Source organism: Rhodococcus sp. NPDC003348, assembly GCF_053589375.1.
Map to the genome: position 1 here is coordinate 63,824 of NZ_JBSFRT010000022.1, position 25,070 is coordinate 88,893.

General features: G+C 69.2%; 24 protein-coding genes and 1 tRNA gene. 13 read left to right on the forward strand and 12 right to left on the reverse strand.

Annotation, left to right across the window (positions count from 1 at the left end; translation table 11 throughout):
* Positions 1-142 precede the first annotated feature (142 nt).
* From ACWDU4_RS15950 to ACWDU4_RS15965, 4 genes are all read right to left on the reverse strand, one after another.
* Positions 143-2,449, reverse strand: coding sequence for an Ig-like domain repeat protein (locus ACWDU4_RS15950; protein WP_450114908.1), 2,307 nt, complete (start codon positions 2,447-2,449; stop codon positions 143-145).
* Between the two features lie 177 nt (positions 2,450-2,626).
* Positions 2,627-3,796 (reverse strand): Ig-like domain-containing protein, encoded by a 1,170-nt coding sequence (locus ACWDU4_RS15955; RefSeq protein WP_450114876.1) that lies wholly within the window; start codon positions 3,794-3,796, stop codon positions 2,627-2,629.
* A gap of 156 nt (positions 3,797-3,952) precedes the next feature.
* On the reverse strand, positions 3,953-6,517 hold the full coding sequence (locus tag ACWDU4_RS15960; RefSeq protein ID WP_450114877.1) for a beta strand repeat-containing protein: 2,565 nt from the start codon (positions 6,515-6,517) through the stop codon (positions 3,953-3,955).
* Positions 6,518-6,900: 383 nt separating this feature from the next.
* A complete protein-coding gene (locus tag ACWDU4_RS15965; RefSeq protein WP_450114878.1) occupies positions 6,901-7,608 on the reverse strand; it encodes an HNH endonuclease family protein in 708 nt (235 codons plus the stop codon).
* Between the two features lie 160 nt (positions 7,609-7,768).
* On the opposite strand from ACWDU4_RS15965, the gene ACWDU4_RS15970 reads away from it, so the two are divergent.
* Positions 7,769-8,146 (forward strand): VOC family protein, encoded by a 378-nt coding sequence (locus tag ACWDU4_RS15970; RefSeq protein ID WP_450114879.1) that lies wholly within the window; start codon positions 7,769-7,771, stop codon positions 8,144-8,146.
* 89 nt (positions 8,147-8,235) lie between these two features.
* Positions 8,236-9,042 carry an ABC transporter ATP-binding protein gene (locus ACWDU4_RS15975; protein ID WP_450114880.1) on the forward strand — a complete coding sequence of 269 codons (807 nt, stop codon included), beginning with the start codon at positions 8,236-8,238 and terminating at the stop codon, positions 9,040-9,042.
* A 72-nt stretch (positions 9,043-9,114) separates the two neighbouring features.
* On the opposite strand, the gene ACWDU4_RS15980 is transcribed toward ACWDU4_RS15975, so the two are convergent.
* Positions 9,115-9,188, reverse strand: a tRNA-Pro gene (locus ACWDU4_RS15980).
* Positions 9,189-9,226: 38 nt separating this feature from the next.
* Positions 9,227-10,189 carry a metallophosphoesterase gene (locus tag ACWDU4_RS15985; RefSeq protein ID WP_450114881.1) on the reverse strand — a complete coding sequence of 321 codons (963 nt, stop codon included), beginning with the start codon at positions 10,187-10,189 and terminating at the stop codon, positions 9,227-9,229.
* Between the two features lie 69 nt (positions 10,190-10,258).
* Between ACWDU4_RS15985 and ACWDU4_RS15990 the strand changes: the two genes are divergently transcribed.
* Entirely contained in the window at positions 10,259-10,735 is a 477-nt protein-coding gene (locus tag ACWDU4_RS15990; RefSeq protein WP_450114882.1) for a GatB/YqeY domain-containing protein, read from the forward strand.
* A 60-nt stretch (positions 10,736-10,795) separates the two neighbouring features.
* Here the strand turns inward: ACWDU4_RS15990 and ACWDU4_RS15995 are convergent, their stop codons facing one another.
* On the reverse strand, positions 10,796-13,099 hold the full coding sequence (locus tag ACWDU4_RS15995) for a penicillin-binding protein (RefSeq protein WP_450114909.1): 2,304 nt from the start codon (positions 13,097-13,099) through the stop codon (positions 10,796-10,798).
* A 324-nt stretch (positions 13,100-13,423) separates the two neighbouring features.
* Between ACWDU4_RS15995 and ACWDU4_RS16000 the strand changes: the two genes are divergently transcribed.
* On the forward strand, positions 13,424-13,747 hold the full coding sequence (locus ACWDU4_RS16000; RefSeq protein ID WP_450114883.1) for a WhiB family transcriptional regulator: 324 nt from the start codon (positions 13,424-13,426) through the stop codon (positions 13,745-13,747).
* A gap of 98 nt (positions 13,748-13,845) precedes the next feature.
* Here the strand turns inward: ACWDU4_RS16000 and ACWDU4_RS16005 are convergent, their stop codons facing one another.
* Positions 13,846-14,295 (reverse strand): cupin domain-containing protein, encoded by a 450-nt coding sequence (locus ACWDU4_RS16005; protein WP_450114884.1) that lies wholly within the window; start codon positions 14,293-14,295, stop codon positions 13,846-13,848.
* 98 nt (positions 14,296-14,393) lie between these two features.
* Between ACWDU4_RS16005 and ACWDU4_RS16010 the strand changes: the two genes are divergently transcribed.
* Positions 14,394-14,840, forward strand: a complete 447-nt coding sequence (locus tag ACWDU4_RS16010) for a MarR family winged helix-turn-helix transcriptional regulator (RefSeq protein WP_450114885.1) — start codon at positions 14,394-14,396, stop codon at positions 14,838-14,840.
* On the forward strand, positions 14,837-16,198 hold the full coding sequence (locus ACWDU4_RS16015; protein ID WP_450114886.1) for an MFS transporter: 1,362 nt from the start codon (positions 14,837-14,839) through the stop codon (positions 16,196-16,198). The genes ACWDU4_RS16010 and ACWDU4_RS16015 overlap by 4 nt, the downstream gene beginning before the upstream one ends.
* Here ACWDU4_RS16015 and ACWDU4_RS16020 read toward each other — a convergent pair.
* Both ACWDU4_RS16020 and ACWDU4_RS16025 read right to left on the reverse strand, forming a co-directional pair.
* On the reverse strand, positions 16,086-17,198 hold the full coding sequence (locus ACWDU4_RS16020) for an ArsA family ATPase (protein ID WP_450114887.1): 1,113 nt from the start codon (positions 17,196-17,198) through the stop codon (positions 16,086-16,088). The genes ACWDU4_RS16015 and ACWDU4_RS16020 overlap by 113 nt on opposite strands.
* Complete coding sequence (locus ACWDU4_RS16025; RefSeq protein WP_450114888.1) at positions 17,195-18,211, reverse strand: ArsA family ATPase; 1,017 nt, start codon at positions 18,209-18,211, stop codon at positions 17,195-17,197. The genes ACWDU4_RS16020 and ACWDU4_RS16025 overlap by 4 nt, the downstream gene beginning before the upstream one ends.
* A gap of 95 nt (positions 18,212-18,306) precedes the next feature.
* Between ACWDU4_RS16025 and ACWDU4_RS16030 the strand changes: the two genes are divergently transcribed.
* The 3 genes from ACWDU4_RS16030 (at position 18,307) to ACWDU4_RS16040 (ending at position 19,845) form a co-directional block, all read left to right on the forward strand.
* Complete coding sequence (locus ACWDU4_RS16030; protein WP_085999530.1) at positions 18,307-18,471, forward strand: DUF4177 domain-containing protein; 165 nt, start codon at positions 18,307-18,309, stop codon at positions 18,469-18,471.
* 5 nt (positions 18,472-18,476) lie between these two features.
* The gene (locus tag ACWDU4_RS16035) at positions 18,477-18,935 is read left to right on the forward strand and encodes a RidA family protein (RefSeq protein WP_450114889.1); all 459 of its coding nucleotides are present in this window, start codon (positions 18,477-18,479) and stop codon (positions 18,933-18,935) included.
* Positions 18,936-19,059: 124 nt separating this feature from the next.
* Complete coding sequence (locus tag ACWDU4_RS16040) at positions 19,060-19,845, forward strand: MBL fold metallo-hydrolase (protein WP_450114890.1); 786 nt, start codon at positions 19,060-19,062, stop codon at positions 19,843-19,845.
* 602 nt (positions 19,846-20,447) lie between these two features.
* On the opposite strand, the gene ACWDU4_RS16045 is transcribed toward ACWDU4_RS16040, so the two are convergent.
* Positions 20,448-21,122 carry a Crp/Fnr family transcriptional regulator gene (locus ACWDU4_RS16045; RefSeq protein WP_007536532.1) on the reverse strand — a complete coding sequence of 225 codons (675 nt, stop codon included), beginning with the start codon at positions 21,120-21,122 and terminating at the stop codon, positions 20,448-20,450.
* Between the two features lie 200 nt (positions 21,123-21,322).
* Positions 21,323-21,580: a hypothetical protein gene (locus tag ACWDU4_RS16050; RefSeq protein ID WP_450114891.1), complete on the reverse strand. Its 258-nt coding sequence runs from the start codon at positions 21,578-21,580 to the stop codon at positions 21,323-21,325.
* 189 nt (positions 21,581-21,769) lie between these two features.
* On the opposite strand from ACWDU4_RS16050, the gene nth reads away from it, so the two are divergent.
* From nth to marP, 4 genes are read left to right on the forward strand one after another with little or no spacing between them, the layout of a single operon-like run.
* Complete coding sequence (gene nth, locus ACWDU4_RS16055; RefSeq protein WP_450114910.1) at positions 21,770-22,450, forward strand: endonuclease III; 681 nt, start codon at positions 21,770-21,772, stop codon at positions 22,448-22,450.
* Between the two features lie 8 nt (positions 22,451-22,458).
* Complete coding sequence (locus ACWDU4_RS16060) at positions 22,459-23,133, forward strand: TlpA family protein disulfide reductase (protein ID WP_450114892.1); 675 nt, start codon at positions 22,459-22,461, stop codon at positions 23,131-23,133.
* The gene (locus ACWDU4_RS16065; RefSeq protein ID WP_450114893.1) at positions 23,130-23,855 is read left to right on the forward strand and encodes an NUDIX hydrolase; all 726 of its coding nucleotides are present in this window, start codon (positions 23,130-23,132) and stop codon (positions 23,853-23,855) included. Before ACWDU4_RS16060 ends, ACWDU4_RS16065 begins: the two co-directional genes overlap by 4 nt.
* Entirely contained in the window at positions 23,852-25,042 is a 1,191-nt protein-coding gene (gene marP, locus ACWDU4_RS16070) for an acid resistance serine protease MarP (RefSeq protein WP_450114894.1), read from the forward strand. The genes ACWDU4_RS16065 and marP overlap by 4 nt, the downstream gene beginning before the upstream one ends.
* Positions 25,043-25,070: the final 28 nt, after the last annotated feature.

Sequence of the window (25,070 nt, forward strand, 5' to 3'; positions counted from 1 at the left end):
ATCGGTCCAGGTTGTGGAGGGGTTGCGCGCATCCGGACGGAAACCGACACGCGAATGCCCTCCGCGGGATGCGGAGGGCATTCGCCACCGATGTGCACCGGGATCCGTCAGGGCCCCGGAACGTTCACCTCGGTACCGGACTTCAGGAACCGAAGAGATTCTCCAGCGAGCCGAAGCTGCTGCCGCCGCCCCCGGTGCCCGGGTCGGTCGAGACCTCGATGCTGCCGGCCGTCGAGGTCGACGTGTTGTGCGTCGCGTCCCCGGAGTAGACCGCGGTGATGCTGTGGGTGCCGTCGGTGGTGAAGGTGTGGCTCAGGGTCGCCACACCGTTGACGACGGGCGCGGTGCCGATGACCTCGGTGCCGTCCTTGAACTCGACGGTGCCGGTGGCGTCGGTCGGGCTCACGGTGGCCTTGAGCTCCACGGCGGTGCCGGTCTCGGCGCTCGCCGGGACGCTCAGTGCGGTGGTGGTGTCGACGATGACGATGTCGGTGGAGACGTCCACGGTGTCCGGGGCCGACGTCGACGGGTTGTGGGTGGCGTCCCCGGAGTAGACGGCGGTGATGGAGTGGGTGCCGTCGGTGGTGAAGGTGTGGTTCAGGGTCGCCACACCGTTGACGACGGGTGAGCTGCCGAGAACGGTGGCGCCGTCCTTGAACTCGACGGTGCCGGTGGCGGTGGCCGGGTCGACCGTCGCGGTCAGGTCCACGGCGGTGCCGTTCTTGGCGGTGGCCGGGACGGTCAGTGCGGTGGTGGTGTCGACGACGGCCTCCGACACCTCGACAGCGGACGCGGCCGAAGTGGACCCGGCGTGCGTGCTGTCACCGGAGTACACGGCCGTGATGCTGTGCGAGCCTGCGGTGAAGGTGTGGCTCAGGGTGGCGGTGCCCGCGGTGACGGGCGCGCTGCCGAGAACGGTGGCGCCGTCCTTGAACTCGACGGTGCCGGTGGCGTCGGCCGGGTTGACGGTGGCGGTCAGGTCCACCGGGGTGGTGGTGTCGGTGGTGGCCGGTGCAGTCAACGTGACAGCCGACTCGACGACGGTCACGTCGACGGCGGCCGCGGCCGAGGTCGACGGGTTGTGGGTGGCGTCACCGGAGTAGGCGGCGGTGATGTCGTGGTTGCCGGTGGTGGTGAAGGTGTGGTTCAGGGTCGCGGTGCCCGCGGTGACGGGCGCGCTGCCGAGAACGGTGGCGCCGTCCTTGAACTCGACGGTGCCGGTGGCGTCGGCCGGGGCGACGCTCGCGGACAGGTCCACAGCCGCACCGATTGTCGCGGTCGCGGGGGCGGTCAGGGTGGTGGTGGAGTCGACGACCTTGACCGAGACGTCCACCGCGGACACCGAGGAGGTCGATCCGGCGTGCGTCGCGTCACCGGAGTAGACGGCGGTGATGTCGTGGTTGCCGACGGTGGTGAAGGTGTGGTTCAGCGTCGCCGTGCCCGCGTTCACCGGGACGGGCGCACCGATGTCGGTGGCGCCGTCCTTGAACTGCACGGTGCCGGTGGCATCTGCCGGAGCGACGTTGGCCGTGAGGTCGATCGCCTCGTCGGTGTGCGCGGTCGCCGGGACGTTCAGAGTGGTGGTCGACTCGGCGAGCGACACCGCGACCGTCTGCACGCCCGATGCCGAGTTGTAGAAGCCGGCGCCTGCGGTGAACGCCGCGGTGATGTCGTGGTTCCCGGCCGTGGTGAAGGTGTGGTTCAGGGTGGCGTTGCCGCCCGAGACCGTGACCGGTCCTCCGATGTCGACGCCGCCGTCCTTGAACTGCACGGTGCCGACGGAGTTGGCCGGGCCGACGTTCGCCGTCAGTGCCACGGACTGGCCGACCGTCGCGGTGCCCGGGACGTTCAGTGTGGTGGTCGTCGCGACGTTCGGGTCGGCGACCTGAACGAAGACGCCGAAGTTGTTGCTGCCGCGCTCGCCACCACTCCAGGTGTTCGGCTGGGCGGAGAAGGCCCCGCTGTCGTAGACACCGGGGGCGGTGCCGGCGGGCACCGTGTAGGTGGTGGTGAGAACGGCCGACTGGCCGGACTTGATCACGTAACCACCGACGAGGAAGGTGCAACCGCTGCTGCAGGTCACCTTCGCGCCGCCGTCCTGCGTCGAGAAGGTTCCGCCACCGCCGGCGTAGCTCAGGGACTGTGCGGTGCGGGTCCAGCCGGCCGGCGGAACCTCGCGCACGTACGCGATCGAGAGCTGGTTCAGCGGCGCGTTTCCGGCGCCGTTGGCGGTGGTGTAAGCGATCGTGGTCCGGTAGGTGACGGATGCTCCGGGCAGGACGACATTGCTGCCGACCACTTCCTTGGACAGGAGCAGTTGGGCGTCTTGGAGCGACCGCGACGACTGCGGTGGATCGGCAGCGGCGACGCCGCTGGTCACTCCGAACACCAGACCGGCCACGGCCGATGCCGCGATCAGTGGTGTCGCGAGGCGACGGGACAGGGACATGGTCACTGCAACCTCCTGTGTGGAAGCGCCGGGGCCCCCGCCCGCATGCGCGCTGAGCGTAGTGTTTCGGGCTCGGAAACTACCGGTGCCGACGACGGTAGGGCAATGATTTTCTATTGGGCCATACAGTGATTCGACGGAATTCGATCGAACGAATGACAGTAGTTTTCGGCGGGCCTACGAGCCGAACAGGCCTTCCATCGAGCCGAAGCCGCCGCCGGGGCTGGGGTTGCCCGGGGTGGTCGCGTCGGACACGGACACGGTCGAGGCCGAGGAGATGGACTCCTTGAACCAGGCCCCTCCACTGTATGCCGCGGTGATCGAGTGGCTGCCCGCAGTGGTGAAGGCGTGCACCATCTTCGCCGCGCCGTCGACGAGGGCCACCGGCCCGCCGATGTCGGACCCGTTGTCCTGGAACTGGACTGTGCCGCCGACCGCGTCGGTGTCGTCGGATGTTCTGACCAGTGCCCAGAGGTCAACGGCTTCGCCGGTGGTCGCGGTAGCCGGGACACTCAGAGCGGTGGTGGTGTCCATGATCACGGGATCGGTGATCGTGATGGTGGCCAGTGCCGCCGCTCCGGTGTTGGGAGTGCCCCTGTCGTCGCTCGGGATGCACCTGGTCGCCAGCCACAAGGTGCTGAAGGGTGTTTGTTTGGCGAGGTACGTGTGGAAGTTGGTGTCACTCGCGTACGTGGAGGCGGTTCCGCCGGTGCGTACCTTCGGCTCGATGACGCCCCCGACGCCTGCGACCATCGTGACCTCAACCGCCGGGAGCTGGTACCACGTTTCACCGTTGACGTTGGTGCTCCCGTCGAGATTCCGCTTGGTCTTCGGGACACGAATGCCACCCTCGCCGGTGGTGGAATTGTCCGCACCGTTGCCGATCACCTCGTTGTTCCCCGACAGACGGAGAATGGGTCCGTTGTCGTCCACCTCTCCGATGTCGTTGATGCGCAGTACGTTCGGAGTCACGGCGTCGAGGCCCACGGCGGTGTCCGGTACGACTCTGGCGCTCGTGAAGGTGGCGTTGTCCGGCAGTGCAAAGTCGAACTTGATGCGAGAGAGGTTGGAAGTCACCGCGCCGGAGTCCTTGTCCGGAAAAGAGGACGCGCCCGGTTGAATACGGTAGGTGAAGGTGCTTCCCGCTTCGACGGTGTCCGGAGCCGTGAGCGTCAGCGACGATGTCACCGTCTTGTCGACCGTGATGATCGACTTGGCCTGACACGACTGGATGAAGTTCGTGACGGTGGTGGTGGCGCCGGCGGGAATGCCGAGCAGGACCGTCCCCGTGACGATTGCGGAGCATCCGGTCGCCATCACGACGGCGCGGTGAACAGGGTGGAACATGGCTGGACTCCTTTGGAACGGATGTCGTGGTCACCGGAGTGATGAGCGCAGGAGTGGCCGTCGCCGGTGCTGACGACGAACGCCCCTCACGGTGGTGTGAGGGGCGTCCGTCGGGTTACTTGTCAGCGGACCGTGGGGTCCGGGCTCGCACTGGGATCAGGAACCGAAGATGTTCTCCAGCGAGCCGCCGCCGCTCGGGTTGCCCCCGTCGGTGGAGACGTCGACGGTGGCAGCCGGCGAGGTCGACGGGTTGTGGGTGGCGTCACCGGAGTAGACGGCGGTGATGCTGTGGGTGCCGTCGGTGGTGAAGATGTGGTTCAGGGTCGCCACACCGTTGACGACGGGCGCGGTGCCGATGACCGTGTTGCCGTCCTTGAACTCGACGGTGCCGGTGGCGTCGGTCGGGCTCACGGTGGCCTTGAGGTCGACGGCGGTGCCGGTGTTGGCGGTCGCCGGGACGCTCAGCGTGGTGGCGGAGTCGACGACCACGATGTCGGTGGAGACCTCCACGGTGTCCGCGGCCGAGGTCGAGGCGTTGTGGGTGGCGTCACCGGAGTAGACGGCGGTGATGCTGTGGGTGCCGTCGGTGGTGAAGGTGTGGTTCAGGGTCGCCACACCGTTGACGACGGGCGAGCTGCCGAGAACGGTTGCGCCGTCCTTGAACTCGACGGTGCCGGTGGCGGTGCTCGGATCCACGGTGGCGGCGAGGCTCACCTCGGTGCCGGTCTTGGCGGTGGCCGGGACGTTCACCGTGGTGGTGGAGTCGACCACGACCGGGTCGGTGGAGACCTCCACGGTGCCCGCGGCCGAGGTCGAGGCGTTGTGGGTGGCGTCACCGGAGTAGACGGCGGTGATGCTGTGGGTGCCGTCGGTGGTGAAGGTGTGGCTCAGGGTCGCGGTGCCGCCCGAAACCGGCGAGCTGCCGAGAACCGTTGCGCCGTCCTTGAACTCGACGGTGCCGGTGGCCTCGGTCGGCGCGACGGTGGCGGTGAGGTCGACGGCGGTGCCGGTCTTGGCGGTCGACGGGACGTTCAGGGTGGTGGTGGAGTCGACCACGACCGGGTCGGTGGAGACCTCGACGGTGCCTGCCGCGGACGTGCTGGTGGCGAAGCCCTCGGCGCCGCTGTAGACGGCGGTGATGCTGTGGGTGCCGTCGGTGGTGAAGGTGTGGTTCAGGGTCGCGGTGCCGCCCGAAACCGGCGAGCTGCCGAGAACCGTTGCGCCGTCCTTGAACTCGACGGTGCCGGTGGCCTCGGTCGGCGCGACGGTGGCGGTGAGGTCGACGGCGGTGCCGGTCTTGGCGGTCGCCGGGATGTTCAGGGTGGTGGTGGTGTCCACCACGTTGACCGAGACGTCCACGGTGGACGCTGCGGAGGTCGACGGATGGTTCGTCGCGTCACCCGAGTACACCGCGGTGATCGAGTGCGCACCCGTCGTGGTGAAGGTGTGGTTCAAGGTCGCGGTGCCACCCGTGACGGCGACCGGGGCGCCGATGTTGGTGGCGCCGTCCTTGAACTGGACGGTGCCGGTGGCGCCCGCGGGGGCGACGGTGGCGGTGAGGTCGACGGCGGTGCCGGTCTTGGCGGTCGCCGGGACGTTCAGCGTCGTGGTGGTGTCGACGATCACCGGATCGGTGGTGACCTCCACGGCGCCCGCGGCCGAGGTCGACGGGTTGTGCGTCGCATCGCCGGAGTACACGGCGGTGATGCTGTGGGATCCGTTCGTGGTGAAGGTGTGGTTCAGGGTCGCGGTGCCGCCAGTGACGGCGACCGGGGCGCCGATGGCGGTGGCGCCGTCCTTGAACTGGACGGTGCCGGTGGCGCCCGCGGGGGCGACGGTGGCGGTGAGGTCGACGGCGGTGCCGGTCTTCGCGGTCGCCGGGACGTTCACCGTCGTGGTGGAGTCGACGACCACCGGGCCCGGATCGTTGATGGTGATGGTGGCCAGGGGGCCGGCGCCGGCGTTCAGGGCGCTCTTGTTGTCGCTCGGGATGCAACGGGTCGGCGCCCACTGCGTACCGAGGAGGCTCGCCTTCGCCAGCGACGTGCTGAAGTTCTGGTCGTTGCCGTAGCTCGCGGCGGACCCGGCGGTGCGCAGCTTCGGCTCGATGACGCCCGACGCCCCGGCGACCATGGTCACGTCCACGGCGGGCAGCCGGAACCAGCTGTCACCGGCGGAGTTGGTGGTGCCGTCGAGGTTCTTCTTGAGCTTCGGGGCCCGGATGCCGCCCTCGGAGTTGGTCGAGTTCGACGTGCCGTTGCCGACGACCTCGTTGTTGCCGGAGAGCCGAACGATGCCGCCGTTGGCGTCCACCGCGCCGCTGTCGTTGACGCGGAGCACGTTCGGGGCGACGTTGTCGAGGTTGACCGCAGTGCCCGGCACCACCGACGCACTGACGTAGGTGGCGTTGCTCGGGATCGCGTAGTCGTACTTGATCCGCGAGACGTTGGTCGTGGTCGCGCCCGAGTCCTTGTCCGGGTACGAGGACGCATTCGGCTGGATGCGGTAGGTGAAGGTCTCACCCGGTGCAACCGTCGCCGGGGCGTCGACTGTCATCGAGGCAGCCACCGTCTTGTCGACGGTGATGATCGACTTCGCCTGGCAGGAGCTGGTGAAGTTGGTGGTCGCGGCATTGGCCGGCGCGCCGATCAACATCATGCCCGCGACGACCGCGGCGGATGTGACCGGCACGGCGACCTGTCGCGCTGTTGGTTTGGACATCGACTCTCCTTGCGCCCCTCGGTGGGGTGTTCCGATGGGCCTCGGCTGGATGAAATTCACAACACCATGCCAGCGAGCGTGAGAACTCGTTGCAGTTTTGAGAATTTTCGGTAACGGGACGGCGTGGTTCATCCGTTTGGATGACGTTTCCCTGAAATAAGGGTCTCTACCAGCGCTTTAGAGTTCGATGCCGCGAATAAAAATGTCCATCATTACCATCTTGCCGGGCCGTTGTCCGGCACTTCGATAGTTGGTTTCAGTCCAAAACGGACTCACGCGCCCAACCGGCGCCGCAGGCGTCGGGCCCGGCAGGGGGCTTGGCCGGTGGTGTGCCGCGGACGATCAGACCGGTCGGGTCGGTCGCGTCGGCTGCCCGACGCGGATCATGCTGTGCCGCAGTTGGACAGGGTTCGAGCGATGGCCTCCCGTTCGGCTTGGGTCACCCACAGTCCGTACCGTGCCTTCACCTCGACCTGTCGCGCGACATAGGTGCAGCGATACGCGCCGCGCGGCGGCAGCCACGTCGCGGCGTCACCGTTGCCCTTCTTCTGATTGACCGCCCCGGCCACTGCCTGCAGATTGAGCGGGTCATTCGCGAGGGCCGTCCGGGTCGCCTCGTCGAGCTGCTGTGCTCCCGTCTGCCACGCGTTCGACAGCGACACCAGGTGGTCGATCTGCACCAGGGGTGATGTGCTCGGCCCCGAGGCGAAAGCTTTTGTCTCGCCGGTGTATTCGTCGAACAGTGTGCCCGAGGTGACCTTGCATCCTCGGGTGTTGTCCCGGGTGGCGACATCGGTCAGGTCGCGTCGCAGGATGTCGTTGCGGGTGTCGCAGCCGTTGTGTCCGCCCTCGACGTCCACATCGTCGGTCCAGGACTGTCCGAACAGGTCGCGGTCGTATCCCGACTTCGGGGCGTGGCCCTTGACCGGCAGGGTCGACAGCAGGCGGAGGGCATACTCCGACGCCGGATCCGGTGCCGCCGTCGGCGGGTCGGACGGGGCATCGTGCGCCGGGTCCACGGCGATGCTCGGTGCCTGCGGATCGGAAGGCGCCGCGTCCAGGGCCGTACCGCACGCCGCGGACGCCAGCACGGCGCACGCCGTCAGCGGCACGAGCGCGGCGCGGCGGCGCAGCGCGGAAGACAGGGCGGTGATCGGGTTCTCCTGGATCGAGGCGGACGCCCATCACTGTGCCCTGTCCGGCAACCGCGGCGCCGTGCGGGTCGCGTCGGGCACCGATAGCCTCGGCACCATGCGAATCAAGATGTGCGGAATCCACGTCATCGATCCCGCCGCGGCGTTCGACTTCTACACGAAGACGCTCGGTTTCCGGGAACTGCTCGCGATGCCCGACCACAACCTGTTCATCGTGAAGTCCCCGGAGGACCCGGACGGTGTCGGGTTGCTGCTCGAGCCGAGTGACAACCCGATCGCCACTGCCTACCGGGAGGGCGTGTACGGGCTCGGGATGCCGACCATCGTGTTCGGGGTGCCGGACGTCCGGGCCGAGTACGAGCGGTTGATCGGGCTCGGTGTTCGCTTCACCGGCGAACCGACCAGCGATCCGTCCGGCGTCTCCGCCGTCTTCGACGACACCTGCGGCAACCTCGTCCAGATTCACCAGGACTGAGCCGGAAGGGGACTCCGCGAACCGCCTCCATCGCCCTGCGGGCTACCGTCTTGTCAGACAACCAGAGGACTTGGACATCGGAGGTGGGCGTGAGCGGCGAACGTGACGACAGGGTGCTCTCGGTGCGTGATGTGAGCGTGCTGCGGCAGGGGCGAGCGCTGATCGACTCGGTCAGCGTCGACGTGCGCTCCGGGGAGCAGTGGGCGCTGCTCGGGCCGAACGGCGCCGGCAAGTCGACGCTGCTCGCATTGTGCGGTGCCCGGCTGCATCCGACCCGCGGGACCGTGCACGTGCTCGGGCACCGGCTCGGCCGCGTCGACATGAGGTGGCTTCGCACGCACATCGGCCACGTCGACCCTCGCTCACGGATCGAGCCGTACCTGCCGGTCCGCGACGTGGTCCTGACCGGACTGCACGCCGCCGCGGACCTGCCCAAGCGGTGGGCACCCGCGGAGAGCGAAGCGGAACGAGCCGACGAGCTCATCGGCGCACTGGGTCTGTCCGCCCGCACGTCCGATCAGTGGGCGGTGCTGTCCCAGGGGGAGCGGGGTCGCGCGCTCATCGCCCGAGCGCTGGTCACCGAACCGGACCTGCTGCTGCTCGACGAGCCCACCACCGGCCTCGATCTCGCGGCGCGAGAGATCCTGCTCGACGTGCTCGCCGAACTGCGGGTGCTCCGACCGGAACTGGCCTCGGTCCTGGTCACTCACCACCTGGAGGAGCTGCCTGCCTCCACGACACACGCCCTCGTCCTTGCCGGTGGCCGGGTGATCGCGGCGGGACCGGTGGACGAAGCAGTGGACTCCGACGTGATCTCGCGTGCCTTCGAACACCCGATCCGGATCGACCGCAACAACGGCCGGTGGTCGGCCACCGGCGCCGCTCGCGTCCACTGACAATTCGCCACGGACCCGAAAACGACGAAATCCTCCATCCGAAATGCATCGGATGGAGGATTTCGACGACCGTCGGGGTGGCGGGATTTGAACCCACGACCTCTTCGTCCCGAACGAAGCGCGCTACCAAGCTGCGCCACACCCCGGTCTTACCGACTGCCCGTTCCCGGGCAGCCAGCAAAGCTTAGCGCACGACTGCCGAAGAACGCGAAACGCCTGGTTGAACCCCCTGTTTCGGCCCCTTCTCGGCGGTCGGAACGAGCGTCAGCAGGGTCGCCTCCGGGCGGCAGCAGAACCTGGCCGGCGCGTACGGCGACGTGCCGATCCCCGCCGACACGTGCAGCTGCATGTGCGCGCCCCACCGCGACGGGCCCTTCACCCTGGACCGGTCGATCTGGCAGTTCGTCACCAGCGCACCGTAGAACGGCAGGCACAGCTGACCGCCGTGCGTGTGCCCGGCCAGCACCAGGTCGTAGCCGTCGTCGGCGAACCGATCCAGCACCCGAGGCTCGGGGGAGTGCGTGATCCCGAGCTTGAGGTTCGCCACCGGGTTCGGAGCGCCCGCGATGGTGTCGTAGCGGTCGCGCTTCAGATGCGGGTCGTCGACGCCGGCGGTCGCGATCCGGACCCCGGCCACCTCGAGCTCGCGGCGGGTGTGCGTCACGTCCAGCCAGCCGCGCTCGGTGAACGCGGCGCGCAGGTCCTGCCACGGCAGCGGCTCGCCGAAGGTGCGCTTGTGTTCCTTGTTGAAGTACTTGAACGGGTTCTTCGGCTTCGGCCCGAAGTAGTCGTTGCTGCCGAAGACGAACAAGCCCGGCCGTGCCAGCAGGCTGCCCAGCGACTGGACCACGGCGGGTACTGCGCGCTGATGCGCCAGGTTGTCGCCGGTGTTGACCACGAGGTCCGGTTCGAGCCGGTCCAGCTCTCGCAGCCAGTTCTGCTTGAGTTTCTGTCCGGGCATCATGTGCAGGTCGCTCAGGTGCAGCACCCGCAGGGTCGACGAGCCCGGTTCGAGCACCGGCATCGTCACCTCACGCAGTGTGAAGGCGTTCCGCTCGATCAGGGAGGCGTAGCCGACACCGAGGGCCGCGGCACCCGCCAGCCCGGCAGCGGTGCCACGGAGGACGGTGCGAGGGTTGTCAAACACCATTTCAGGATACGCAGCGCCGGCAATGGACATGCGCGTCGCCGGTGCGGGCGCGTAGCGTTCGAAACCATGTCCGACTCCACCAGCACCCTCAAAGCCACCCTCCGCGCCGACATGACCACCGCCATGAAGGCCAAGGACACCCTGCGTCTGAAGACGCTGCGGATGGTCCTCGCCGCCATCCAGACCGAGGAGGTGGCCGGCAAGGAAGCCCGCGAACTCAGCGACGACGAAGTCCTCAAGGTGCTCGCCAAGGAGTCGAAGAAGCGCGGCGAGGCCGCCGAAATCTACACCGAGAACGGACGCGGGGAGCTTGCCGCGAACGAGCGTGCCGAAGCGCAGGTCATCGACGGCTACCTGCCCACACCGCTCACCGACGCCGAACTGGCCGACGTCGCCGACACCGCCATCGCCCAGATTGCCGAGGAGCTTGGCGAACGCCCGGGCATGAAGCAGATGGGCCAGGTCATGAAGGCCGCCACCGCCCTCGCCGCAGGCAAGGCCGACGGCTCCCGGATCTCGAAGGCCGTCAAGGACCGCCTCTAGGAGCGCTGCGCGCCTGTGTGTGAATTTCCTGCAGGGGAAATTCACACACAGGCGGCCCCGCTACCGGGGCAGAGGCAGGAGCGGTAGCGCGGGCAGGTTGGGCAGCTGGATCTGAATCTGGCCAGGGCCCGGGGCGGGAGAAGCCGGTGTCGTCGCCGGAGCCGCCCGCAGCGTGCCGTCACTGACATAGAGCGTGACCGACGACCCGGGCACCGCGGACCCGGCGGGCGACGAGCTGAGCACCGTGCCCTTCGAGCCGTCCCCCGCGGTCGAGACCGCGTTCACGCCGAATCCGGCCGCCTTGAGGGCCGCGGTCGCCTGCGACTCGCTCATCCCCGCGACCTCCGGAACCTGCGCGTTCTGCGAGCCGCGCTGGTACTTCGGATCGATCGGGGGCAGTTCGGTGGGACCGAACTGATCGGCGATCGGCTTCATCGCCTTGAACCAGGCCTGAGCGGGTTCGTTGCCGCCGTAGACGTTGCCGTCGCCGCACTGTCGCAGTGGCGAGGTGCAGATCTCCCGCGGCGTGGGGGAGTCCGCGTACACGTACACGGCGGCCGCCAGGTTGTTCGTGAAGCCCATGAACGCCGACGACATGTGCGACTCGGTGGTGCCGGTCTTGCCCGCCATCGGCAGTGTCCACCCGTTCGCGCCCGCAGCCGCCGCGGACGTGCCGCCCGGCTTGTCGTCCTTGCTCATCGCGTTGGCGAGGGTGTCCGCCAGGCCCGGCTCGACGACCTGCTCGCACGCCTGCTGGGTGATCGAGACGGGCTTGCCGTACCGGTCGAAGATCGAGTCGATCGGTGTCGGCGGGCACCACTTGCCGTGCGAGGCCAGGGTCGCGGCGACGTTCGACAGCTCGAGCGGGTTGATCCACGTGGGACCGAGGGTGAACGAGCCGAGGTTCTGCTGCTTCTGCATGTCGGCCAGCGACTGGCCGTCGCCGTAGCCGGACGTGCCCGGCTGCGCGTACGACCGCATGCCCAGCCGCACGGCCATGTCGACCGTCGGGGTCACCCCGACGGACTCGATCAGCTTGACGAACGCCGTGTTCGGCGACTGTGCGAGCGCATCGGTGACCGACAGCGCCGCCGGGTACTTGCCTGCGTTCTCGACGCAGTAGGTGGCGGCGGGGCAGCCCCGCGCGCCGCCGTTGCCCATTCCCTTCACGTCGACCCGTGACGGCACCTGCAGGACCGCGCTGGTGCCGAGACCCTTCTCCATCGCCGCAGCGGTGGTGAACACCTTGAAGATCGACCCCGCGCCGTTGCCGACCAGGGAGTAGGGCTGCGGCTGCACGGTCTCGTTGATCGCGCCGTTGAGGCCGTAGTTGCGGCTGCTGCTCATCGCAAGCACGCGGTGCTGGTCCTGGCCGGGGTGGATGACGTTCATCACCTGGGCGACGCCGTCGATGTCCGGCCGGGCTGTCGCGGTCAGGGCGGCGTGCGCGGAGTCCTGCACGGAGGGGTCGAGGGTGGTCTTGATCAGCATCCCGCCCTTCTCGACCTGTTCGCGGCTGATGCCCGCGTTCGCCAGGTACTGCAAGGCGTAGTCGCAGAAGAATCCGCGGTCACCGGCGGCGATGCAACCGCGTGGCAGCGACTTCGGTTCCGGTAGCACCCCGAGCGGCTCCTGCTTCGCCGCGCGGATCTCGTCGGCCCGGTCCGGGATGTTGACGATCATCGTGTCCAGCACGGTGTTGCGGCGCTCGAGCACGCCTTCCGGGTTGGTGTACGGGTTCAGCGCCGAACTGGACTGGACCATGCCTGCCAGCATCGCGGACTGGGTGAGGTTCAGGTCCTTGGCGTCGATGCCGAAATAGGTCTGTGCGGCGTCCTGGATGCCGAAGGACGCGTTGCCGAACGGGACCAGGTTCAGGTACCGGGTGAGGATCTCGTCCTTGGTGAGCTTCTTGTCCAGCGTCAGCGCCATCCGGATCTCACGGATCTTGCGTGCCGGCGTCGTCTCGATCGCGGCGCGGCGCTCGGCGTCGGTCTTCGCGACAACCAGCAGCTGGTAGTTCTTCACGTACTGCTGGTCGATGGTCGAGGCGCCCTGCTGGACCTGACCGCTGGTGGTGTTGGTGAGGAAGGCCCGCACCGTGCCCTGCCAGTCGACCCCCTTGTGGTCCGCGAAGCGGCGGTCCTCGACAGAGACGATTGCCAACTTCATGTCGTTGGAGATCTTGTCGCTGGGAACCTCGAATCGGCGCTGCTCGTACAGCCACGCGATGGGGTTGCCCTCGACGTCGACCATCGTCGACACCGCGGGCACGTCACCCTCGACCAATTCGGCCGAGACGTTGTCGACTGTGTCGGCGGCGCGGTTCGAGACCATGCCGAACCCGCCCGCCAGGGGGAACATCACACCCGCAAGGAGGGCGCCGGCCAGGGCCGTGCATCCAGCGAGTTTCGCGACTGTTTTTGCGATGGGCACTACGACAGGGTACGTGTCCTGTGTGCTCCCGCTCCCAGAGCAACCAGCCGATTCGATCTGGATGCACGTCCGTACCAAAAAAGTGGGTCGGGCATCTTGCGCAGACCGTTATACATTGCCTAAATTGTGACCCAGTGTGATTCAGATAACACTAGATCGGGAATGTGGTGCGTCTCGCCCATGCTAGGGCGGACGCGGGCACTTTCCGGAGCGTCAGCGAGGGCGACGCTTGTACTGCAGGAGGGGCAGAAGATGACCGTGACCACCCCGGGTCGCCGGTTGGACGTTGAAGAGGCTGAGGCGCGCATTGCGTGGGTTACGCAGGCACGATGCCGCACGGTCGATCCTGATCAGTTGTTCGTTCGCGGAGCCGCGCAGCGCAAGGCGGCCACCATCTGTCGGCACTGCCCGGTGCTGATGCAGTGTGGAGCGGACGCGCTGGACAACAGGGTCGAATTCGGAGTGTGGGGCGGCATGACCGAGCGTCAGCGCCGCGCACTCCTCAAGCAGCACCCCGAGGTGGAGTCGTGGGCCGACTTCTTCTCGGCACAGCGAAACCAGGCGTCTGTCGTCTGAATCCCTGTCATCCGAACGGATGAATCTTCGGCCGCCGGCCGGGATCTGACACTCAGGTCCCGGCCGGTGTGCTGTGTGCGGCGGTCGCGGTGGCGACATCACGGCTCGTGCATGCGGAAATCCGCGAAATCGAACCCCGGTACCACGACGCAGCCGACCAGTGCCGCCTCGTCGCCGACCGGCTCGGCGCGCTGCCAGTGTCCGGGCGGCACCACCAGTTGCGGGTGCTGTCCGGCGGCGACGTCGGGGCCGAGGAGCCGGCTATCCGGCCGGCCGGGTGCGGGGCCGTCTCCGCCGAGGTCGAGTCGTAGTGGGCTCCCGCGGTGGTGGAACCACAGTTCCGCACCGCGCACGGTGTGCCAGGCGGATCGCTGGCCGGGCAGGAGCAGGAAGAGGATCGCCGTGCCTGCCGCCCGGTCGCCGGGATAGCCGTCGGGCAGTGCCGACGCGGGGAGTGTGGTGTCGCTGCGCCAGGTCTCGCGGTACCAGCCGCCTTCGGGGTGGGGTACCAGGTTCAGGTGCTCCGCCCACGCGGGTGGCTGGGTCATCCGGTGATCCTCGCAGCTCGACCCGGTTCGTGCAGCGCAGTCGTCGCCTCCGAAGAGTATGCTTGCCGATAGGCAACTATCTTCGGAGGCGCACACCCGTGACCCATCTCCCCACCGAGGACGAGATCACCCGGCTCAAGATCGCACTGGCCCGCATCTCCCGGATCGTCGATCGTCGCGTGTCCGGAGGTGGGCTCACCCGCACGCAGCTGTCGGTGCTCGGCACCGCCGCCCGGCTCGGACCGCTCGGTCTCGGCGCGCTCGCCGAGACCGAGGGACTGAACCCAACCATGCTCTCGCGGGTGGTCGGCAAGCTCGAGGGGGACGGCCTGCTCCGGCGCAGCGCCGACCCCGCGGACCGGCGCGCGGCCCGGGTGCAGGTCACCGAGGACGGGGAGGCACTGCACCGCCGGCTGCGCAGTGAGCGCACCCAACTGTTCGCCGACGCCCTCGGTCGCCTGCCCGACGAGGACGCCGACGCGGTGGTCGCGGCGCTGCCCGCCATCGAGGCGCTGGCCCGGGAGATCGCGACGACCGCGTCGTGACCACCCTCGCCGAGTTCCGCCGCGACACGTTCTCCTCGCTGGCCGTCCCCAACTACCGGATCTACTTCGGCGGTCAGGCGGTGTCGATGATCGGCACCTGGATGCAGTCCGTCGCACAGTCCTGGCTGGTGCTGCAGCTGACCGGGTCGGGTACCGCGCTGGGATCGGTGGTGGCACTGCAGACCCTGCCGGTGCTGCTGTTCGGTCCCTACGGCGGTGTCGTCGCGGACCGGCTCGACAAGCGCAAGCTCATGATCGGCCTGCAGACGATGATGGGTCTGCTTGCCCTGATCCTGGGCGTGCTCACGGTCACCGATACCGTCGAGCTGTGGCACGTGTACGTGCTCGCGTTCCTGCTGGGTCTGAACAACAGCTTCGAAAACCCCGCCCGCCAGTCCTTCGTGCTCGAGATGGTCGGGCCCGAGGATCTGCGCAACGCCGTCAGCCTCAACTCGGTGCTGGTCAACGCCGCGCGCGCGATCGGTCCCGCGATCGCGGGCCTCGTCATCGCCACCGGCGGACTCGGCATCTGTTTCCTGCTCAACGCACTCAGCTTCGTCGCCGTGGTGGCGTCCCTGGTTCGGCTCGACGTCGCCGCGCTGCGCCCGTCTCCGCCGGCGCCCCGCGAACCCGGGCAGCTGCGGGAGGGCCTGAGTTACGTCGCCCGCACACCGGGCCTGCTCGTGCCGCTGCTGATGATGGCGCTGGTCGGCTGCCTCGCCTACGAGTTCCAGGTGGTCCTTCCCGTACTCGCCCGGGACACGTTCGGCGGCGACGCCAGCGTGTACGGGTTCATGACCGCCGCGATGGGGGTCGGTGCGGTGCTCGGCGGCCTGTTCGTCGCGGCCCGCGGACGGACCGGAATCCCGGCACTGATCGCGTCGGCGGCCCTGTTCGGCGTCGTCATCGGCGCGGCGGCACTCGCCCCGACGTTGTGGCTCGCGCTGGTGCTCCTGGTCTGCGTGGGCGCCGCCAGCGTCGGGTTCCTGTCGGTCGGCAACAGCACCCTGCAACTCGAGGCGGCGCCGCACATGCGCGGGCGGGTGATGGCGTTGTGGTCGGTGGCGTTCCTCGGGTCCACCCCGGTCGGCGGGCCGATCGCCGGTGCGGTCGCCGAGCACTTCGGCGGACGGGTGGGCCTGCTGATGGGCGCGGTCGCGTGTCTGGTCGCCGCTGGACTGGGCACCCTCGTGGTCCGGCGCGACCGTCGAACCGAGCCGGAACCGGCCCCGGTGTCCGAGCCCGTCAGCCCCGACCGGTCAGCTGATCGGCAACCGCCCGCAGCGCCTCCAGATCGGACACCTCGAACGGAAGCGACGGCACCCCGACCACCGGAACCCGCGGATGCGCCCCGGTGAACCGTCCCAGCAGGCGCAGCTCGCGCTGAGCGGTCCGGGCGCGCTCCGCGTGGATCCGCAGGACAGCCACTGTCATCGGGTGCTCGCCCCGCTTCTTGAGCAGATCGGCAGCCGCGACCGCGTGATCGGCCGGTAGCGCGCTCAGCGTCGGGTGGGTTCGGTTGAGGACCAGGCCCGCGAGGGGCATCCCCTCCGAGGAGAGCCGCTCGACGAAGAACGAGGCTTCCCGCAGGGCGTCCGGCTCCGCGGTGGCGACGACGACGAAATGCGTGCCCTGCGCGCGCAGCAGTTCGTATGTGTGCGCGGCCCGTTCCCGGAACCCGCCGAACATCGACTCGAAAGACTGCACGAACGCCGAGGCATCCGAGAGCATCTGGCTGCCGATGATCGTCGAGACCGCCCGCAGCGCCAGCCCCATCGCGCCGGTGACCAGGCGCCCGATCCCGCGTCCCGGCGCCGACAGCAGCCGGATCATCCGTCCGTCGAGGAAGGATCCGAGTCGTTGCGGCGCGTCGAGGAAGTCCAGCGCGTTGCGCGACGGCGGCGTGTCCACGACCACCAGATCCCACTCGTCGCTGGCGGCGAGTTGGCCGAGCTTCTCCATCGCCATGTACTCCTGCGTCCCGGAGAACGAGGTGGCGACGGTCTGGTAGAAGGGGTTCGCCAGGATCTGCTGCGCCTTCTCCGGGGAGGAGTGCTCGAGCACCATGTCGTCGAACGTGCGGCGCATGTTCAGCATCATCGCGTGCAGCTCGCCGGTCGCGCCCGGTCCGAGCTGCACCGGCTGCGGCGTGTTGTCCAGGTCCTGCACCCCCAGGGCCTGGGCCAGCCGGCGGGCCGGGTCGATCGTCAGCACGACCACCCGCCTGCCCTCCTCGGCGGCGCGCAACGCCATCGCCGCCGCCGTCGTCGTCTTCCCGACGCCACCGGATCCGCAGCAGACCACGATCCGCGCGGCCGGATCGGTGAGGATCGCGTCGACGTCGAGTGCCGCGCTCATCGGACGCCCTGCTCGGCGAGCTGCTCGGCGAGCTCGTATAGCCCGCCGAGGTCGACTCCGTCGGTCAACGCGGTCAGGTGCAGCCGGGCCACGTCGAGCTTGTCGAGTTCGACCGCGCTGTCGTCCTGGGCGGCCAGCGTCGACGCGTGCTCGATCGTCTCGGTGAGCAGTCCCGCGAAGTCGTCGTCGGAGAGCGTGATCCCCACCGCGTCGAGGCCGGCGCGGACGGCGGCGGCGTCGACGGTGCCCGCCGCGGCGGCCGCCATCGTGTCCGGTGGCAGATACGCGGTGTTGGAGCGATTGACGATCACCGTGCCCAGGCGCAGGTCGGCGCCCTCGAGTTCCTCGACCGCGTCCGCGGTCTCCTGCACGGGCAACGCCTCGAGCAGCGTCACCAGGTGCACCATCGTCTCGTCCGAGTGAAGCAGCCGCACCACGCCCTCCGACTGCGAATGCACCGGGCCGCCCTTCGCGAGATCGGACATCGCCTTCGTCACGTCCAGGAAGCTACCGATCCGGCCCGTCGGCGGGGAATCGACCACCACCTCGTCGTAGACGGGCACCCCGTTGCGGTCGGAACGGACGACGCACTCCTTGATCTTGCCGGTGACCAGCACGTCGCGCAGGCCCGGCGCAAGGGTGGTCGCGAACTCGATCGCGCCCATGCGTTTCATCGCGCGGCCGGCGAAGCCCAGGTTGTAGAACATGTCCAGGTATTCGAGGAAGGCGGTCTCGATGTCGAGGGCCAGCGCGAACACCTCGCCACCACCGTCCGCGGTGGCGATCTTGGTCTCGGTCGGCGGCAACGGTGGGACGTCGAAAAGCTGCGCGATGCCCTGCCTGCCCTCCACCTCCACGAGCAGCACTCTCCGGCCGCCCGCGGCCAGGGCCAGCGCCAACGCCGCCGCAACGGTCGACTTTCCGGTTCCGCCCTTGCCGGAGACGAAATGCAGCCGGGCCTTGTCGGCCTTGGCCGGCCACTCGTAGGCGGGTGCGTTCGCAGGTGCTGCCACCCCCCGAGCCTATAAGTCGCGGCCGTGAATCGTTGTGCGACCGGCCCCTGACACGACGGCGCAGGGCGGCGGGCGCGGGCACTAGGCTCACCGGCATGAGCGAATTGACTACGTGGGAGTACGCGACCGTCCCGCTGCTGACCCATGCGACCAAGCAGATCCTCGATCAGTGGGGCGGGGACGGCTGGGAGCTCGTCACCGTGCTGCCCGGCCCGACGGGCGAGCAGCACGTGGCCTACCTCAAGCGTCCGAAGGGCTGAGCGCGATGGCGGACTGGAAGGCGCGGCTGGCCGATCTCGGTGTCGCACTGCCCCCGGTGGCCGCACCCGTCGCGGCATATGTGCCTGCGGTGCGGACCGGTGATCTCGTGTACACGTCCGGTCAGTTGCCGTTCGTCGACGGTTCGCTGCCGGTCACGGGCAAGGTCGGTGGGCCGGTCGACGCGGACACCGCGAAGGAGGCCGCCCGCACCTGCGCGCTGAACGCGCTGGCCGCGATCGACGCCCTGGTCGGGCTCGATTCGGTGGTCCGCGTCGTCAAGGTGGTCGGATTCGTCGCGTCCGCCGAGGGGTTCACCGGGCAGCCGGGCGTCGTCAACGGCGCGTCCGAGTTCCTCGGCGAGGTGTTCGGGGATGCCGGCGTGCACGCGCGCTCCGCGGTCGGGGTCGCGGAGCTGCCGCTGGGCGCCCCGGTCGAGGTGGAGCTCATCGTCGAGGTCCGCTGACCGGCAACGACTCTCGTCGGCCCGTCCACTGCACACAGGTGGGCGGGCCGACGTCGTCTCCGCTCCGGACCGCGCAGCACCGGAGGGTCGAGGAGGCCGGAATCCGCGTCCGTAGAGTGTGCCCATGACCCTCGGACATCCGGCTTACGCCCAACTGCGACAGGTCACCCCGATCGCGGCGGTGATGTTGGAGAACAACCCCGGGATGATGACGCTCGACGGCACCAACACCTGGATCCTCCGAGCGCCGGGGCGGGAGGAGTGCGTGGTCGTCGACCCCGGCGAGGCCGACGAGGAGCACCTGCGGCGGGTCGCGGAGGTCGGGCCGGTCGCGCTGACTTTGATCACCCATCGGCACCACGACCACACCGACGGCATCGACCGATTCGTCGAGATGACCGGCAGTCCGGTGCGCGCCGTCGACCCGTCGCTGCGCAGACACACCGACGCCGGCCTGCCCGACGGGGAGCTGATCGAGGAGGTCGGGCTCGCGATCCGGGTACTGCGGACCCCCGGGCACACCAAGGACTCGACGTCCTTCGTGATCGAGGGGGAGGGGTCGGTGCTCACCGGCGACACCATCCTCGGTCGCGGCACCACCGTCCTGGACTCGACCGACGGCGATCTCGGCGACTACCTCTCGTCGTTGCGGTCGCTGATCGACCTGGGGTCCGGTCGGACGGTGCTGCCCGGGCACGGGCCGGACCTGCCCGACGTGCAGGCGGTCGCCGAGCAGTACCTGGCGCATCGAGAGGAGCGGCTCGAGCAGGTTCGGTCCGCGCTCGAGGTTCTGGGCGACGACGCCGCCGTCCGCACGGTGGTCGAGCACGTGTACTCCGACGTCGACCCGAAGCTGTGGCCGGTGGCCGAGCAGTCGGTGCGCGTGCAGCTCGACTACCTGCGACGCTGACTTCGCGATCCCGCACAGCGAGATTCGCAGAAAATGTGTGGGACATCACATAAACGCTGTTGGTCGACGAATGTGCGCTGGTGGCGGGCGGTGTCGCTCGAACGGAGGACGCCGCGGGCCCGGGTGGTGCGGGTTTCTCGGGCTGCGGGAGGTCGTGAGGGACGGTACATATCTGTCCGGCATCGCATTGCGTTGCGGTGCGTAACCCCCTCACAAACGCAAGGAGCAGTACACGTGGGATCCCTCGAAAACCTCGCTGACGAGAACGGCATCGTGCAGCTGATCGGCATGTTCGGCACCATCTTCCAGCTCGATCTCGGCAGCTCCGACAACGGCGGCACCCCCGCCTGAGTGCTGTCCCCACATCGTCGGCGGTGAGTGCGTGAGGGTGCCCCGAGGGGGGCGGTAGTTCGAGCACACGATCCGGCCGTCGAACAGCAGAAGGGCCCCAGTCCCAGCCCGGGACCGGGGCCCTTCTCCTGTCCAGGGTGCCTCGAGCGGGACCCGGCGGCATGTGCGGTCGGGTCCCGGCCGCGGTCCGACGAAAAGAGCCGCCCACCCCGACAGCGGGGTGGGCGGCTCTCTCTTGCGTCTGCGCTGTGTCAGCGGGCGCGCCGCGCGAGACGCTCGGAGTCGGAGATGAGGACGCTCTTGCCCTCCAGTCGGATCCAGCCGCGGTGGGCGAAGTCCGCCAGCGCCTTGTTCACGGTCTCGCGGGAGGCGCCGACGAGCTGGGCGATCTCCTCCTGGGTGAGGTCGTGGGTGACGCGCAGGGAGCCGCCCTCCTGGGTGCCGAACCGCTGGGCCAGCTGCAGCAGCGCCTTCGCCACGCGGCCGGGAACGTCGGTGAAGATCAGGTCGGCCAGGTTGTTGTTGGTCCGGCGCAGGCGGCGGGCGAGAACCCGAAGCAGCTGCTCGGCGATCTCGGGCCGCTGGTCGATCCACGACTTGAGGGCGTCGCGGTCCATGCTCACCGCCCGCACGTCGGTGACCGTGGTGGCCGTCGACGTGCGCGGACCCGGGTCGAAGATCGAGAGCTCACCGAACATGTCGGAGGGGCCCATGATCGTCAGCAGGTTCTCGCGGCCGTCGGGGGAACGGCGTCCGAGCTTGATCTTGCCGGACACGATGATGTACAGGCGGTCGCCCGGCTCACCCTCGTTGAAGATGACGTGCCCACGGGGGAAATCGACGGGCTGTAGCTGCTTGACCAGCGCGGCAACCGCCGAGGGCTCGACTCCCTGGAAGATACCGGCTCTGGCCAGGACCTCGTCCACGTGCGCTCCTTCATCGGAAAAATCGGTGTGGTGGGCGCCACCCTGTGGGGCGGACGTCCACCGGCTCGGCACGTGTGGACGTGCCGACTGTTCGTTGACTTCGATCGAAGTCTATCGTCCCGAACTCGAACAGTAGTGATCGGCGCCACGCCCTGCGCGTCGAGCGAATGCCGGGTACCCGGTCGCAGCGGAGCTCGCGGTCAGCTGGCGCGTCGTTCGGTCAGGTCTTCGTGGTCGTCGAGGGCCCCCCGCCTGCGGCGGAGGTGGAAGCGGGCCAGCGCCCGAGGCAGTCCCTCTTGAGCGAGGGTGGCCACCTCCGCGTGGCTCGCCTTGTCGAGGAATTCCTCCACCTCCTGCTCACGCACCGTGAGCCGGCGCAGCCGGAATTCCACCCGCTCCATCGCCAGCGCAAACAGCATGAGCAGCACTGGGAAGAGCACCACAGCGAGACCTTGCATACGGGGCAGTAAACACCGCCAATGTCTCAGAAGCGAAACGATGCGACGGCGGGTGTCGGGGCCGTCCGTAGAGTTGGACGGGTGTCGACCACTGTTTCCCAGACCCCGGCGAGGGGCCGCGCGGCGTTGCCCGCCGGGGGCCCGAAGCGGGACGAGACCCGGCTCGGTCTCGTCCGCCGGGCACGCCGGATGAACCGGCGCCTCGCGGAGGCGTTCCCGCACGTCTACTGCGAGCTCGATTTCAGCACCCCGCTCGAGTTGTCGGTGGCGACGATTCTGTCCGCGCAGTGCACTGACGTGCGGGTTAACCAGGTGACGCCGGCCTTGTTCGCCCGGTATCGGACGGCTGCCGACTACGCCGGAGCCGATCGGGCGGAGCTCGAGGAGTACATCCGAACGACCGGCTTCTACCGCAACAAGGCGAACTCGATCATCGGGCTCGGGCGGGCTCTGGTGGAACGATTCGACGGCGAGGTTCCGGGGAACATGACCGATCTGGTCAGCCTGCCCGGGTTCGGTCGCAAGACCGCGAACGTCGTCCTCGGGAACGCCTTCGATGTGCCGGGAATCACCGTCGACACCCATTTCGGGCGCCTGGTGCGGCGGTGGGGCTGGACCGCCGAGGAGGACCCCGTCAAGGTCGAGCGCGCGGTCGGCGAACTGATCCCTCGGAAGGAGTGGACCCTGCTCTCGCACCGGGTGATCTTCCACGGGCGGCGGGTCTGCCACGCGAAGAAGCCGGCCTGCGGGGTGTGCGTCCTGGCGAAGGACTGCCCGTCGTACGGCGCCGGACCGACCGATCCGAGTGTGGCCGCCGCTTTGGTCAAGGGACCCGAGACCGAACACCTCCTCGACCTGGCGGGTCGGTGAACCGGGGCGTGCACATCTCGAACACGGGCCGGTGGAGCCTGGCTGCCCTTGTCGTGGTCGCCGCGCTGGCGGTCGCGATCTGGCCACGCGGAGGCGACGAGCCCACGACCCGCGGTTACGCCGACTACCGGAGCGGTGGTGCCACGCCGTCCGCGGTCGAACGGGTCGCCGGTGACACCGACGAGGCGCTGGCCGGTCCGCGGGCCGCGGCGGCGCTGGCTCCCTGCCCGACGCCCGTCCCCGGTACCACCGCGTCCGGGCCGCTTGCCGGCATCGAGCTCGGTTGCATCGGCGACGGCGGCCGGATCGACGTCGGCGCCGCCCTGGCCGGCAAGCCCGCACTGGTGAACCTGTGGGCCTACTGGTGCGGTCCGTGTGCGAAGGAACTGCCCGCGCTCGACGAGTACGCGCGCCGGGCCGGCGACGCGGTGACGGTGTTGACGGTCCATCAGGACCCCAAGGAGGGAAATGCGTTGTCCGCGCTGACCGAGTACGGCGTCCACCTGCCCGGCGTCCAGGACGGGGCGGGGCGGATCGCGGCCGCGGTCGGGGCACCGAAGGTGCTGCCCGTCACCGCGCTCGTCCGCGCCGACGGCACGGTCGCGGCCGTGCTGCCGCAACCGTTCGACGACGCCGACCAGATCGCCGCCGCGGTCCGCGAGCACCTGGGTGTCGTGTCGTGACCCGAACCGAGCATCCCGCCCCGGAATGGCTGCAGCGTGTCGTCACGTTGCCGCCCGGCGACGACCACGCGATCAACCCCGTCCTGCGCCGGCGCGCCCCCAGCGGGGCGAAGGTGCGGGACGCGTCCGTCCTGGTTCTGTTCGGCGGTTCGGAGGAGGCCGATCCGGTCAGCCTCGGCGGGCTGCCGGAGAACGCGGACGTGCTCCTGACCCAGCGCGCGGCGACGCTGCGCCAGCACAGCGGGCAGGTCGCCTTCCCCGGTGGTGCCGCCGACCCCGAGGACGACGGGCCCATCGCGACGGCCTTGCGTGAGGCGGAGGAGGAGACCGGTCTCGACCCGTCCGGTGTCCGATCGCTGGCGGTTCTGCCCGGGATCTTCGTGCCGCCGTCCGGTTTCGACGTCACGCCCGTGGTGGCCTACTGGGACCGGCCCACTCCGGTGCGTCCGGTCGACCATGCCGAAACCGCCCGGGTCGCGCGAGTGCCGGTCCGGTCCCTGCTGGACCCCGAGAACCGGTTCATCGTCGAGCACCGGCTCGGCTACCGGGGGCCGGCGTTCCAGATCGACGGATTCCTCATCTGGGGTTTCACCGCAGGCGTCCTCGCCGGGCTGATCGCGGTCTCCGGGTGGGAGATCGAGTGGGACCACCGTGACGTGCGGGATCTCGACGTGACGCTCGCCGAACTCGATGCCGGTGTGGTGGAGGTGCACGAGCGGTGACGGGGTCGACCTGGATCGATATCGCCATCCTGGCCATCGCGGTGCTCGCCGCGACGTCGGGGTGGCGGCACGGCGCGGTCGCGTCCGCCCTGGCCTTCCTCGGTGTGGTCCTCGGTGCGGTCGCCGGCATCCTCATCGCTCCACACGTGCTCGTGCACGTCGACGGGGGACGGGCCCGCGTGCTGGTCGGGATCCTGCTGATCATCGGGTTGGTGATCGTCGGTGAGGTGGCGGGCATGGTGCTCGGCCGCGCCGCCCGCGGAAGTATGCACAGCCCGGTCGCCCGGTCCGTCGACAGTGTCGTCGGGGCGGGTCTGCAGGGCGCCGCGGTGCTCGTCGCGGCGTGGCTGCTGGCGATCCCGCTGACGGCGTCGTCGCAGCCCGAGGTCGCCGCTGCGGTTCGTGGGTCGAAGGTGCTCACCCAGGTCGACGACGTGGCGCCGGACTGGATGCGCCGGCTGCCGAGCGATTTCTCGGCGCTGCTCGACACGTCCGGGTTGCCGGACGTGATCGGCCCGTTCGGCCGCACCCCGATCGCGGTCGTGGACCCCCCGAACGCGGCGATCGCGCAGGGCCCGCTCGCGGCCCGGCTGCAGCCGAGCGTGCTGCGGGTGCGAGGGGTGGCACCGAGCTGCCAGCGTGCGCTGGAGGGGTCCGGGTTCGTCGTTGCGCCCGAGCGAGTGATGACGAACGCCCACGTCGTGGCGGGTACGAGCCAGGTGGTCGTCGACGGCGCGGACGGCCCGCTCGACGCGACCGTCGTCCTGTTCGACCCCAAGGTGGATGTCGCGGTGCTCGACGTGCCGGGTCTCGACGCCGAGGCGCTGCAGTTCGCGCCCGAGCCCGCCGAGTCCGGCTCCGACGCCCTGGTGCTCGGGTATCCGGGCGGCGGCCCGTTCACGGCCAGCGCCGCGCGGATCCGCGAGACGCTGGACCTGAGCGGACCCGACATCTACCGGGCCGCCGACGTCACCCGCGAGGTCTACACGGTGCGTGGGTCGATCAGGCAGGGCAACTCGGGCGGGCCGCTGGTCGACGACCAGGGCCGCGTCCTCGGCCTGGTGTTCGGCGCGGCCGTCGACAACAGCGACACCGGGTTCGCGCTGACCGCAGCCGAGGTGTCCCGCCAGCTCGAGCAGTCCGGCTACGCCGCCGATTCCGTCGACACCGGCGCCTGCATCCTCTAGCGCGGCCGCGCCGCCCCGGAGTGATCCT